We start from the raw sequence: 14,250 nt of genomic DNA on the forward strand, positions 1-14,250 counted from the left end.
ATAAAATAAATAGAAACAGACACTATAGGTTCATATTATGGAAAAATTAGAATTTGAAATATCTTTTGCTAAAGATTTTAGAGCCAGATTTGACGAATTAAATTTTATGTTATCAATCATAAATATAAAAAAAAGTGGAATTGCGCTAGACGTAGGCGCACACCATGGCCACACATCGATTTCTCTTGCAATGCATGGATACAAATGCTTCTCTTTTGAACCAGACCCAATTAATAGAGAAATATTGAAACGTAAATGCGCTGGCTACCCTATCACAATAGACGAAAGAGCAATATCGCATAAAAGTTGCCTTAGCAATTTTTATAAATCGCCAGAAAGTTCCGGAGTAAGCTCACTATCTCCATTTACTACTAGTCATAAAAAATTTTGTTCGGTAAAAACGACAACAATTAAAGAAGTGTGCAAAAATTATGACATTAAGCATATTGATTTTTTAAAAATAGATGCAGAAGGCTATGATTTAATGGTTTTACTAGGCATTCCTTGGAATTATATAAAGCCAGATGCCATCCTCTGCGAGTTTGAAGACAAAAAAACACTGCAGCTTGGGTACAACTATCACACGATAGCTTCATTTTTGTCAGACATTGGATACAATGTATTTATAAGCGAATGGCATCCAATCATTCGGTACGGGCTCACTCATTACTGGAATACTTTTAAAAAATACCCATGCGACATAAAAAATATGAATGCCTGGGGCAATATTATTGCACTTAAAGAATTGCCATCAAAACAAAACATATACGAAAATATAATAAAAAATATTAAACTTTCAAATGAAGGCGAAGATAAGCAGCAAAAAAATTGCAAAGTGACAGAGAAAACAAATAAAAAAGCAGAAGATATTAATTATAAAAAAATAACAGCTTTCAAAAACATCCATAAAAGCAAAAGATGCTTTATTGTTGGAAATGGTCCAAGTCTCAACAAAATGGACTTATCATTCCTAAAATACGAATATTCATTTGGATTAAATAGAATATACCTCCTATTTGATCAAATAAAGTTTGAAACAACATACTATGTATCTGTGAACAAACTTGTCTTACAACAAAGCCACAAAGATATTTTAAACATAAATTGTCCTAAATTCATAAGCCACAAAGGCGCACCGTACTTCCCAAATCCACCTGAAAATATGGTGTTCATAAAAAGCACTCCAGAATGGATTTTTTCTACGGAACCGCTAAATGGATTGTGCGAAGGTTGGACTGTTACATATTTTACAATGCAAATTGCTTACTATATGGGATTTGATGAAGTGATTTTGATTGGCGTTGATCACAATTTTGCCACAAAAGGAAAACCAAATCTTGAAATTACTTCAGAAGGACCAGATCAAAATCATTTTTCAACAGAATATTTTGGAAAAGGATTTAAATGGAACCTCCCTGATCTACAGCGATCTGAAGAGTCATACAAAATCGCTAAAAAAGCTTACGAAGATGCCGGAAAAGTCATACTAGATGCAACTGTAGATGGAAAATTAACAATTTTTGAAAAAATAGATTATAAAAAACTCATACGATAATGGCAAAATTATGAAAAAAAATATTTTGAATCAATATTATCAAGAAAGAATGGGTTTTACGGAAAATATCATTGACGTAAAACCAATGGAATTTGTAGGCAAAACCGAATCATGCTACTCAGCTCTGAACAATTATGAAATCAGAGACATAGGAATCGGCTTTAACGCCATAGCAAAAATAATAAATCACATTTTCCAAACTAAACTCAAGAAAAACATATTATGGAACGATAGCATTTTCCAAAAATGTGTTGTTGTTGAAGCAAAAAGCAAAATAATCGACATAAAATCAAACAAAACATATTCCAAACTTAAACCAAAGTCACTACATGATATTAATAGGTATTTTGAATCAAAAGAACACACAACGAGATCTTCTGATATAAATAAGTATAAAAAATTAATTATAAACAATAATATACTGCCACCTCCACTTTTCATATCAGGAGAAACATTAAATAATTTAGGCGCAAATATAAATCCATATTCAATATATATGATCGATGGAGCAAGAAGAATTTGCGCACATGCAATTACACATCATGAGTTTATTAATATAAAATTAATTGTTACGGAAAAGGAATTTTCAAATTTCGTTGAAGAGAAAGAAACTATATTAATAAAAAACAAGATTGACTCAATACCTTGGTTTCCAAACTACCAATCAATACCATTAATCGGCTTAAAAGGGGATAGATCTACAAAACGATTTGAACTATTTGATAATAGTATCCTTATGAATCAGACTATATTTGATTTTGGATGTAATACAGGGCAAGCATGCATAACAGCGGCACTAGCAGGCGCCAAAGAAGTCTGGGGAATAGAGGGTATTTTCGAAACATATAATGTAGCGAAACAGATCGCGAAAATTACCAAAATCAGCAATTTAAATTATCTCAATATAGACTTCAATGATTTCAATTTTGAGTCTGAAATAGACAAATATACACCAGAGTTTTGCGATTATTCATTTTTCTTCTCTGTCTATAGAACAAAAGAACTTACGAACAGAGACAAGCTGTTCAAATATATAATAAATAAAACGAGTAAAGGAATTTTTTTTGAAGGCCATGCTCATAAAAAAATTGACACAATAGAGTATTACGACTGGCTATTCAGCTCATTTAGTTTAAAATACAATTTTTTAGGGTTTAGTGAAAAAGATACTAGACCATTATTTTTTATAGATACACAAAAACAAAACACGAAATTGTATTTAAAAAAAGCAGACAAAAATAACACCATGAAAGACAATAAATATACCATATCTGCCATTGTCTCTACATATAAAAGCGAAAAATTCATTAAATCAAGATTAGATAACTTACTATCTCAAACAATCGCTGATAAAATCGAAATCATTGTTTTAGACAGCAACTCACCTGAAAATGAAAAAAAAATTGTTAATGACTTTCAACTAACTAATGAAAATATTAAATATTTTCGAACAATCGAAAGAGAAACTGTTTACCAAGCATGGAATCGAGCAATAAAAATATCTACGGGAAAATACATTATAACGGCAAATTCGGATGATATCTTGAGAGACGACGCGCTAGAAATTATGTCAAATGAACTAGACAACAACCCATCAACTGCTTTAGTATATGCAGATTATTTTATAACTAATATAGATAATCAAAACTTTTACAAGCACATTAGAACAGGATACAGTATCAAACCTGATTATTCTCCAGACATCATGCTCTCAGGTTGTCACATAGGCCCACAGCCACTGTGGCGGAAATCTATACACAATAAAATTGGTTATTTTGATGAGTCACTGATATCTGCTAGCGATTATGAATTTTGGTGCAGAATAGCCACTCAATACAAAATGAAACATATTAATGATTTTTTAGGTTTATATTACCATAACCCTAACGGAATCGTAAACAAAAATAGCAACGTTAACAATATTGAAACATCAATTATCAAGCAAAAATATGTTAACGCTTTTCCACGCCCCAAATCGTTCATCACTGGACATTACTATAAAAAACACACGCCAAAGAATAAATACGTCAATATATGCATGATCACGCACAACCGGCTTGATTTTACACAACAATCCATTGATAGTATTTTAAAACACACAATTTTTCCATATACTTTAACCGTGATAGATAATAACAGCAACTCGGATACAAAATTATACCTTAACAAACTTAAGCAAAAAGGTATAATTAAAAATCTTATCTTGCTTGATAAAAATATTGGAGTTGCCAAAGCGTCAAATTTAGCATGGAGCCTTGAACCAAATGCAGATTACTATTTAAAAATTGATAATGATATTGTAATAAATAAGTATGAATGGCTGAATAATCTCGTAGATATTGCTGACAATATCGCCGAATGCGGAGCAGTTGCATACAACTTTGAACCTGTCAGCTACCCAATTCATGTGATCAACGGCAGAAGAATTCGAATTAAAATTCCAGGCAACCTGGGAGGCGCCTGCATACTCATACCCCGAAGAACACACGAAATACTTGGCTTTTGGTGCGAAGACTATGGACTATATGGCGAAGAAGATGCTGACTATGGCGCACGCATACTATTATCAAAAAAACTTAATATATACATGGAAGATGAAAACATTGGCATCCATTTGCCAGGCGGCAAAGCTGCCATAATTGATCCTAAAACATTTGTTGCACTCGATGAGAAAGAAAATTGTACACATTATGATTACAGAAAATGGAAAGATGAACAGAGATTAAACAACATTAAAAGCGGAAAACTTCATAGCAACATCTCAAATTACATTAATAATAATAGCAACCTATATTTTAATTCAAATTTTGCCGAAACGCTCACCAAGAACAAGCTTGTAACGATCATTATTCCTGTATTTAACAATGCAAATTTAACCAAAAACTGTATTAACTCTATATATAAACACACTACAAATTTTGAACTTATAATAATTGACAACGGCTCAACAGATCAGACAAGCTCAATTCTTAAGCAGTACAATAGTAATATAAAAGTAATCTCAAACATCGATAATCGAGGATTCGCAAGGGCTTGCAACCAAGGCGCCCACGCCGCAGACACAAAATATTTACTATTCCTCAATAACGACACTATTGTAACAGAGAATTGGCTCACATATTTGCTCCTGACAGCCGAATCAGATGAATCTATCGGGTGCGTAGGATCAAAATTATTATACATGGACAATACAATTCAGCACTGCGGAGTTGTATTTGACACTGCAAATCGACCTTACCATATTTACCAAGGACTATCGTCACAGCACCCCGTCGCAAATAAAAAACGCACTTTTAAATCTATAACAGGCGCTTGTTTATTAATTTCTAAGAAATTGTTTTTTGAATTTGGCCCATTTGATGAAAACTTTACAAACGGTTTCGAGGATGTAGATTTATGTCTTAAATTACATAAAAATGGACATGCAATTTATTATGAACCAAAATCTGTTGTCTTTCACATTGAATCTCAAACAGAGGGACGTTTTTTACACTCAATCGACAACACCAATTATTTTTTATCAAAGTGGAATGATTTGAATTTATGTGATGAAAATTATTACTACGATAACGATGAAATTACAGTCGAAATTATTCACAAAGACAACATTGATGTAATAGAATACGTGGATGACAAAAATATAACTACTATCGCAAACAATATTTTGAAATATACACAATGCTCCGATGATTACGAGAGAAAACTCATTGAGTGCACTCAATTAAATCAATATGCAAAAAACAATCTTACCATTTTCAAATTACTTGCAGACTATTATATATCTTGTAATAAATTTATACACGCAGAAGAAACATACAAAATGATTGCTCAAATCGAACCGACTAAAACAAACTATATTCATTTAGCTAATATACAGAAACAGCTTAATAAGTTTAATGAAGCAATAAATACGCTAAAAAGCATCGCATAGTTTTCAAACTCTGAAATTATACGAGCCAACACCTCATAGAACCATTTTTCGATTCAAGAAAATGAGCAGACCACAGATGAGTGTAGAAACGCGCTTTCAACTGCGCACATTTTTACACACAACAATCTAAAATTATAAATGAAACCCTGCATTCCATCAAAAAGAGATTTTCCTTCGCTCGTGAGCGACCACAAGCCTAGCCGATTGATTCCATCTCGCCCGGGACTTATCCCTGTACACATGCTGGGGCAAGCTGGTTGCCGCTTGGACTTCCCCGATGCCACCATATATATTGATCCATATCTTTCGAACTCGGCTCAGGAGCTTGATGCCCCTGATTTGGTGCGGCAATTGCCAATTCCCTATCCGCCAGAGACTATTTGCGATGCCGACTGGATACTCATTACCCATGACCACATTGATCATTGTGATCCCCACACATTGCCAAAACTGGCCAAAGCGTCACCTCAAGCACTCTTCGTAGGGCCAGCGTCCGTCTTAGCCAAACTTCGAGATTGGGGCATAACTGATGACCGCATTTTTCTTGCCAAGGAAGCCTGGTTTAATCTTACTTCCCACCTCAGGTTACATGCCATCCCAGCAGCCCATCCGGATATAAATCGCGATATGGAGGGCAATTTATCCTGCGTAGGCTATTTACTTGAATTCTCAGGCCAACGTATTTATTTCGCAGGAGACACTTCAGTCTGCCAAGAAATTCTCGACGCTCTCAATGCATTGCAACCTATTCATACAGCATTTCTTCCCGTCAATGAGCATAATTTTTTTAAAGGACAACGAAACATAGTCGGGAACATGTCCGTACGAGACGCAATGCATCTGGCGCAGGAAATCGGTGTCAAGCAGCTCGTACCGATTCATTGGGACATGTTTCCTTGTAACGCAGTTAGCGAAGACGAGATTCTACTGGTTTACAGACAATTTCGAACCAGTTTCCGATTAGCGCTTAATCCACGGCGACTTTCCCTGACGGAGAACAATGTTAGCATCATCATTAGGACCCTGAATGAATCCCGCTATTTAGGCGAACTTCTAATGGCCATCGAGAACCAGTCATGCCCTGGCCTTCGCCCGGAAGTCATTGTCGTGGACTCGGGATCGACTGACGGGACACTAACTATCGCCCATCGGCATGGATGTCGGGTACAAACCATAGATCGCTCTGAATTTTCTTTTGGCAGATCTTTAAATCGAGGTTGCTCCAGCGCACAAGGCGAAATCCTTGTTATCATCAGTGGACATTGCGTTCCCTCGGATACACATTGGCTGAGTAGGTTATGCGAGCCACTTTATGACGGTTTGGCAGATTATGTCTATGGGGGGCAAGCTGGCGGTTCGGGTAGCCGATGGAGTGAGCATCGGATTTTCGCCAAGTATTTTCCGAATTTTTCCAGAATTCCAACGGGAGAATTTTATTGCAACAACGCAAATTCAGCGATTACCCGTGAAGCATGGGCGAAGTATGGTTTTGACGAAGATTTGACCGGCTTGGAAGATATGGAACTCGCTCAGCGATTGCTTCGAGATGGCGGGCGCATAGGATATGTCGCGGAAGCCCAAGTGATACACCATCATTGCGAAACCTGGAGCGCTGTTCGCCGTCGTTTTGAGCGTGAGGCTATCGCTTTGCAACGGATCATGCCGCAGGTGCACGTCGGCGCGTTGGATATGATCCGCTATTTTTTTACCAGCATAGCCAAAGACATGGGAGCCGCTCTAGCACAAGGTGAGTTGCGGACAAATTGCTTGGATGTTGTAGCCTATAGGTGGAATCAGTATCTAGGCACCTACTTGGGAAATCGCGAACTACGGAAACTCTCGCATGCCGAAAAGGAAAAATATTTTTATCCAGTTTGAAAGAAAGGTTGTGGAATGAAAAATGAACGCATAGTTGCTCTGTTGCCCATGAAAGCAAACAGTGAGCGTGTCAAAGGCAAGAATTTCCGCTCTTTTTGCGGAAAGCCGTTATTTCGCTGGATCCTCGACACGTTGCTCGATGTGCAGGAAGTCGACCAGATTGTCATTAATACCGACGCGCGACATATCTTGGCGGACAATGGCCTCGTTGAGACTGATCGCATTATGATTCGCGACCGAAAGTCCGAAATTTGCGGGGATCATGTATCAATGAATTTGGTCTTGGCGGATGACGTTGCAAATGTTGATGCCGACATATACCTGATGACCCACACCACGAACCCTCTGATGAGCGCTGATACCATCCGCAAGGCGCTGGCCGAATTTCGTGAGGCCAAAGCGGCCGGCAAGGCTGATTCCTTGTTTACTGTGGACAAGGTGCAGACTCGTTTCTACCGTGCGGACTGCACCCCTGTGAACCACGATCCGGACAATCTGATTCCAACCCAGCACCTCGAACCATGGTTCGAAGAAAATTCCAACCTGTACATTTTTACGCGCGACAGTTTCAGCAAGACGAAGGCCCGCATCGGCAAGCAGCCAATGATGTATGAAGGCCCATTTTTTGAATCCATCGATATCGATACGCCCGCCGACTGGGATTTTGCCGTTGTCGCCGCTCGTTACCTCCTGGAACAACAAGGAAATACATAATGAAAATATTGGTAACCTGCCCTCCCATGCTGGGAATGATCGACAGCTTTCGTCCCTTGTTTGAGAAATACAACGCCGAAATCACCATCCCAAATGTGGTGCAGACCTTGAGCGTTGCAGAGCTCGTGCAGCTCGTTCCCCACCATGATGGCTGGATAATCGGAGACGATCCCGCTACCAGGGAAGTTTTTGTCGCAGGCAAGGCGGGACAGCTCAAGGCTGCGGTCAAATGGGGCATTGGCGTTGACAACGTTGATTTTGAAGCTTGCAAGGAGCTCGAAATCCCCATCACCAATACTCCCAATATGTTCGGTGCCGAAGTAGCCGATATCGCCATGGGCTATATTGTGGCCCTAGCTCGCGAAACATTCCAGATTGATGACGGAGTCCGCCGGGGCCAGTGGTCCAAGCCACGAGGAATCTCCCTTGCCGGCAAGTCGGTCGCTCTCGTTGGCTATGGCGATATCGGAAAGAGTGCAGCCAGGCGCATGCTTGCAGCTGAGATGAAGGTCATCGCCTATGACCCCGTTGCTCCTGACAGTGCCGACCTGCCGACCGTTGAACGCGCCGATTGGCCGAACCAGGTGGAAAAAGTCGATTTCATTGTGGCAACATGCTCGCTGACTCCATCAAGCCGTCACATGATCAACGCCGAGGTGCTGGCCAAAGCCAAGCCAGGAGTGCGTGTCATCAATGTTGGCCGCGGCCCGGTCATTGATGAACCAGCCCTTGAGGCCGCTCTGCAATCTGGACAGGTATATTCGGCAGCCCTAGACGTCTTTGAAGTCGAACCGCTGCCTATGGACAGCTACTTACGTACTCATTCGAGATGTATTTTCGGTTCGCACAATGCCTCGAACACGACGGACGCCGTGACACGGACTAGCAAAATAGCTATTGCCAAGCTCATGGCGTTTCTTGGGAGAGAATAAGTTGGGAAAGATCTGTCTCATCACGGGCATAACAGGCGGAATAGGCACTGCCTTGGCAAAGGTTTTTCATGACGCGAACTATAGTATCGTTGGCACCGACAGGGCTGAAAATTCATCCAGCCTTCCGTGTGACGCCTACATTCCCATGGATTTGGAGCAATATGCCGAAGATGAGACGTACGCCGCTTCGAAAAATCTTCTTTTTCGAACGGTCTTTGACGGGAGGCTCGATGTTCTCATCAACAATGCGGCTGTCCAAATTCTAGGTGGCGCAGACAACCTTACCCGACAAGATTGGAGCACGACGTTGCGGGTAAACTTGCTTGCACCTTTCCTGCTTATTCAACACTTTTTGCCTGAACTGGAAGCGGTTCACGGGTGTGTGGTTAACATTGGGAGTATTCACTCGCGTCTGACCAAAAAGAATTTCGTCGCGTATGCTACCAGCAAAGCCGCTTTATCAGGAATAACCCGTGCATTGGCCGTTGATCTTGGACCGAGAGTACGGGTCAATACAATCGAACCTGCAGCCATTGAAACGCAGATACTTAAGGCCGGCTTTATCAAAAATCCGCGACTCTATGCCAAACTGGAGTCATATCATCCACAGCTACGTATCGGTAGCACTATAGAGGTCGCGCGGCTAGCTTTGGCTATCGCAGAAGGCGGGATGGATTTTTTGCACGGTGCTTGTATTGGAATTGATGGGGGCATTTCTGGATTACTTCATGATCCGGATTAAATGCGAAAGTATTCTTTTTGAACGCTTAGTACACCCTTTATTTTTTTAAATTATCTTTTCTATCGTTTGATGTGGAATTCACACGACTGGCTACACAAACTGATTGGGTTTGGTCAATCCCACATCAAACGATGAAGAACCAAAAAATATTGCGCAACCTCCGCGCCTTGCTGAAGGACTAATATTGTGATTTAAAGCGAATAAATTCGATATTTATGTCAAACTTGTGATGCCCCTCCAATATTGCCTGCCGCCCATCGCCTGCAGATCTCAATGAGAACGTCATCGCGAGACTCCAGGGCCCACTGCTGAATGCCCATGAATCTCCTCAGCACTTCCTTGGAAGCCGCCTCCCGCCGCAATCCGTCGAGGGTATTGCGGCAATTGGCCAGGAGAGCGGCATCCCCCAGCCTGCTGGCCACCCTGGCCAAATCCGTGACAACCTTTTCCGTCGAAAAGAAAGACTGCTGGAGCTGAAGCACATCCAGCGCGGCGCTCCACAACCTCTGTTTGAAAAAAAGCTCGACCAGACGCTCGTAACCTTCTTCCCATAACGGCTCAGCCTGTATTTCCCCCCACAGGCGCTCCATACCGAACCCTTTCGTTTCATCTTCGGGACGAACCCGAACAATGTTGGCCGTAAGTGTCGGTGTGAGTCTGAGTTCATAGCCGTCGGCATGGGCGAAGCGGTGCATGTCCGGATGGAATGCGCCTTGGCAGCGACGGGCCAGGACGTGCGCGTTATGGCTTTCGGCATCGAAGCGACCCGGAGTCTGGCTGGTCAGATGGTATATTCGACTTTCGGGCACGCAACGGAGCGTCAGACCCAACGCACGAATTTGCCAGCACAAATCCAAATCCTCATACCCGTTTCGGTACTCTTCCCAGAACCGTTCGGCTCTCCCAAAAATCTCCGCGGGGATCATGAGGGCCGCGCCGGTGATGGCCTGCAGTTCCCGGCGCACGGAGACCACCGGGTGCGTCGCGGGCAGACAGTGATAGAGATGCGTAACGTGGTTGGTCGGAGTGAACGTCACGCCCAGATGCTGGATGCGATCCCTGTCCGGATACAGCAGCAGCGGACCCGACGCGCCGCAACTGGGACTGTCATCGAACGCGCCCAGGAGAGGCGCAAGCCAACCCGGAGTCAGCAGGGTGTCATTGTTGAGGAAGAACAGAAATTCGGCGTCGGCCCGGCTCGCACCAAGGTTGCAACCCGGCCCGAAGTTGATGTTCTCCTCCAGCCGCACATGCTCGAACCGTTCGCCGAACAACCCCCTTCCCAGCGGCCCGCAACCCAGGGCCGTCTCGTCCGTCGAGCCGTTGTCCACCACGATGACCTGCACGTCCTCGCGCGGCGTGTGCTCGCGCAGACTGCGCAGGCACCCCTCCGTGAGGGCCCATTGATTGAAGACCGGTATGATGACCGCAACCGTGTAGCGTGGCATGCCTCCCCCTCTATCCCAATTCCCGGAAATCCCGGGCCATCCGGTCCATGACCGACCGGTAATCGCTCCCAAGACGCCGCGTCAGGTACGCATTTTCCGCGGCCGCCGCCTTACCCAGGAACCCGGCCACTTCGCGAGCCGTGGAATGGTACCTGTGCCGGATCACCACTTGGTGGTCCACCACGCAGGAAAATCCGAACTCTACCGACCGGCTCGAAAACCATACGTCCACGCCATAGCCGTAAGGGTTACCTTCATGGTCGAGCCCCCCGGTCTTCCGCCAGAACTCGAGGCTGACCAGGGGCGCTATCCCGTCCACATAGCGCGTCTGGCGGAACTGGCCGCCGCGCAGTTCGACCATCTGCGGGTGGTACGGATTGGTCGTCACGGCCGGAGAATAGACTCCGACCGGACCGAGCAACCGCTCCGCCCTGGCCAGACGTTCGCGCACCCTCCCGATGACCGGAGGTCTGGTCATGAATTCCAGGTCATTGTTCAGAAACCAGACATGCGTCGCACCTCTCGCGGCGAGGGTTTCAACGGCTGACTCGAACGCCCCGGCCCAATAGAGGTTGCGATCGGAGCGAATCCAGGCCTGATGGTACGGCTGTGCGGCACTGTTGTCGAAAACCAGAATCCTGTCCCGCTCCCCGGGATCGCTTGCGAGCAACTGGCGATGCAGGCGCATGGTCAGATCCACCGCCCCGTAGTGCAATATGACGGTAAAGAGGTTCATGCGGGCGTCCCGAACATGTCCCGCATGTGTTTGCAGATGCTCGCCACGCGATGGGCGTAGGAGTGCTCCCCCTCGATACGTCTCCTGGCCCTGGCGGCAATGCGCAACCTGGCGACCGGATTACCGAGGTAATGCCGCACGAGATCGCCGATTTCCTCGGGCGAATCGTAGCAGACGACCTCCGTGCGCTCCTCGAAGGCCGCCGCCATCTGGTCGCGCCTGTCGGTCAGCAGAAAGCCGCCGCTGGCGGGCACGTCAAACACGCGCTGATTGAGGGCGCCTTTCATCTGCATGCTAGTCGTGTTGAAATTGATTCCGGTCAGCCGGTAGAAAACGGGAAGGTCCGCATAGTAGTTCAAGGGTCCGCCATGCGTCCACGACCCGTGGCCGAGCAGTTCCGGCCACCGGGCGTCGCCCGCCACAACGGGGGCAAAGGGGAGCAGTGCGCGCACGCAGCGGGTTCGGTAGTGCTGGGTGGAACGCCAGTACAGGAACGCATCCAGGGCCGACGCCTCTTCGCCATCCAGAGCGAGCCGGCACTCCCATGCTTCTGGCCATTCCTGCCGCAGATACTCCCCGACATTCCTCAGTTCGCTGACGGCAAAGCCCACGGCTCGCGAATCCCAGAAAGCCCGCTCGCCCTCGGGCCGACCGGACGCATCCCAACTCCTCTCCGCGGCGGCCTGCATGGAGTTGCCCACGAATGCCACGTCACGCTCATGACGCGCCTGCGGCAGGAATTCGATGCGAGACAGATCCGCGCCCAAGGGCAGATGGAACACGCGGCCCCCGGCCATGGCCTCAAGCCCGGAGACGGCGTCGGCATCCCAGACCGCGTAGGCCAGATACGGGTTCTCAAGGTTGGCGTACGCCGGCAGGAACAGCTCGGGCCGATCCACGAACCAGCTGAGCAGAGGCATCCGAATGTGCCTGCATATCCCGCTGACGAGCCCTTCCCGGTCCAGACCCGAATGATTGATGGTCAGCAGAAAGTCCGGTCGAAGCGCGTTCATGGCCGTCAGGAGGCGCGTTTCCAGTTCGGCGGCCGACGAGACATCGCCCAGAAATAGGCTGGCGTGTTCGATGCCGACAGCGCGGCATCCTGCGGCCAGTTCGGCCATGAGATGCTGCCGCGCGGACAGCAGCAGAATCCTGGGCAGCCTGCGCAGTCCATGATTCATGGTCTGCCCGCCGTCAGCGTGCGCTCCGTGTCCAGCGCCGCCAGGATCTCCGCTGCTTGCGAACAGGCATCGTACGCCGCAGCGCACGCAGCGCCGTTCTGCGCCACGGAGAGCGCAGTGTCGCCAGCAAGTCTCGCCTCCAACGCCCTCTCCAATCCCAACACCGCGCCCAGCACATCCCCGTCCGCCGACCACCAGCCGTTACCGCCCCAGGGGACGCCTCTGAGCATGTACCCCTGCGGCGAAAAGCTTCCGTCTTCGACCTGCCGCATGTAGTCCCACCCGCCGAAGCCGGCAAAACCGGCGCACAGGCAGCCGCAAGCCATGGCCTCCAACGGTGGCAGGGCGAAGCCCTCGGGAAAACCCGTGGCCAGGAATACGTGGCACGATCGCAACATCCCGGCCACCCCATCCCTGTCCAGGCCCTGAATAGGCACCCACTCCACATCCGCCCCGGGGTTTCTCTCCTCGAAAATGCGCCGGACCTGATCCGCCAGGGCCTTGTTCTTGCGCGGCATGAAACCGACACGCACCGGCCCTTCGGGCTTGGACGCCCCTGGATGGAACACGGACGCGTCGATGGCCGGACGGACGACGGCCGGCCGTCTGCCCAGCACCTGTTCCAAATGCCAGGCCACGGGGTCGGATACGGCCAGGAACTCCACGGGCAGATCGCGCCAGCGCACGCCGGCGTCCAGTCCATGAAAAAGATAGGCCCAGTTCTGGCAGTAGACCACAGTCCGGCACCGTGCGCGGAATCCGAAAACCAGGGCGTTGGGCCAACCTTCGGGCGCCAGGAAGACATCCTCAGGGGCCAGGCGGGCCTGTCCTGCGCGCATCCACGGGAGGTCAACGAAATCAGGCCCCTTGGGCGCAGCCTCCCAATACAGGACGCCGCCAAGGCGCCCCATGGCCAGCAACTGGCGGGCGATCTGCAGGAGCACCATGCACCCGCCGGACATGGTCTTGAGGGGCGGATAGAAGATCCATGCCTTCATGAATCGCTCCGTGTCACACGGGGCGGAAAATTGACCAATGACGATGCCATGCGTCCAAGTGAGCAAAAAAAAGGCCATACTCACGCATGGCTAAACGCTAACAAACCGGTAATCATTTCTGGTTAAACCGCCGTT

General features: G+C 46.7%; 10 protein-coding genes. 6 read left to right on the top strand and 4 right to left on the bottom strand.

The annotated features are described in order from the left end of the window. Positions 1–37: 37 nt before the first annotated feature. From ACYQ3G_RS16450 to ACYQ3G_RS16475, 6 genes are all read left to right on the top strand, one after another. Positions 38–1,555: an FkbM family methyltransferase gene (locus ACYQ3G_RS16450; RefSeq protein WP_459827593.1), complete on the top strand. Its 1,518-nt coding sequence runs from the start codon at positions 38–40 to the stop codon at positions 1,553–1,555. A gap of 10 nt (positions 1,556–1,565) precedes the next feature. Further along, entirely contained in the window at positions 1,566–5,486 is a 3,921-nt protein-coding gene (locus ACYQ3G_RS16455; protein ID WP_459827596.1) for a glycosyltransferase, read from the top strand. Between the two features lie 180 nt (positions 5,487–5,666). Then, the gene (locus ACYQ3G_RS16460) at positions 5,667–7,364 is read left to right on the top strand and encodes an MBL fold metallo-hydrolase (RefSeq protein ID WP_459827599.1); all 1,698 of its coding nucleotides are present in this window, start codon (positions 5,667–5,669) and stop codon (positions 7,362–7,364) included. A gap of 15 nt (positions 7,365–7,379) precedes the next feature. After that, a complete protein-coding gene (locus ACYQ3G_RS16465; protein WP_459827602.1) occupies positions 7,380–8,078 on the top strand; it encodes an acylneuraminate cytidylyltransferase family protein in 699 nt (232 codons plus the stop codon). Continuing rightward, on the top strand, positions 8,078–9,010 hold the full coding sequence (locus ACYQ3G_RS16470; protein WP_459827604.1) for a phosphoglycerate dehydrogenase: 933 nt from the start codon (positions 8,078–8,080) through the stop codon (positions 9,008–9,010). Before ACYQ3G_RS16465 ends, ACYQ3G_RS16470 begins: the two co-directional genes overlap by 1 nt. Position 9,011: 1 nt before the next feature. Beyond that, entirely contained in the window at positions 9,012–9,752 is a 741-nt protein-coding gene (locus tag ACYQ3G_RS16475; RefSeq protein ID WP_459827607.1) for an SDR family NAD(P)-dependent oxidoreductase, read from the top strand. Between the two features lie 218 nt (positions 9,753–9,970). Here the strand turns inward: ACYQ3G_RS16475 and ACYQ3G_RS16480 are convergent, their stop codons facing one another. Genes ACYQ3G_RS16480 through ACYQ3G_RS16495 form a run of 4 tightly spaced genes read right to left on the bottom strand, consistent with a single transcriptional unit; the run spans position 9,971 to position 14,115 of the window. Next, the gene (locus ACYQ3G_RS16480; protein WP_459827610.1) at positions 9,971–11,200 is read right to left on the bottom strand and encodes a glycosyltransferase family 2 protein; all 1,230 of its coding nucleotides are present in this window, start codon (positions 11,198–11,200) and stop codon (positions 9,971–9,973) included. A 10-nt stretch (positions 11,201–11,210) separates the two neighbouring features. Beyond that, complete coding sequence (locus ACYQ3G_RS16485; protein ID WP_459827613.1) at positions 11,211–11,936, bottom strand: glycosyltransferase family protein; 726 nt, start codon at positions 11,934–11,936, stop codon at positions 11,211–11,213. Then, positions 11,933–13,117: a glycosyltransferase family protein gene (locus ACYQ3G_RS16490; RefSeq protein ID WP_459827619.1), complete on the bottom strand. Its 1,185-nt coding sequence runs from the start codon at positions 13,115–13,117 to the stop codon at positions 11,933–11,935. The genes ACYQ3G_RS16485 and ACYQ3G_RS16490 overlap by 4 nt, the downstream gene beginning before the upstream one ends. Then, positions 13,114–14,115 carry a glycosyltransferase gene (locus ACYQ3G_RS16495; protein ID WP_459827624.1) on the bottom strand — a complete coding sequence of 334 codons (1,002 nt, stop codon included), beginning with the start codon at positions 14,113–14,115 and terminating at the stop codon, positions 13,114–13,116. Before ACYQ3G_RS16495 ends, ACYQ3G_RS16490 begins: the two co-directional genes overlap by 4 nt. Positions 14,116–14,250 lie beyond the last annotated feature (135 nt).

The sequence above is a fragment of the Desulfomicrobium salsuginis genome, assembly GCF_054657795.1.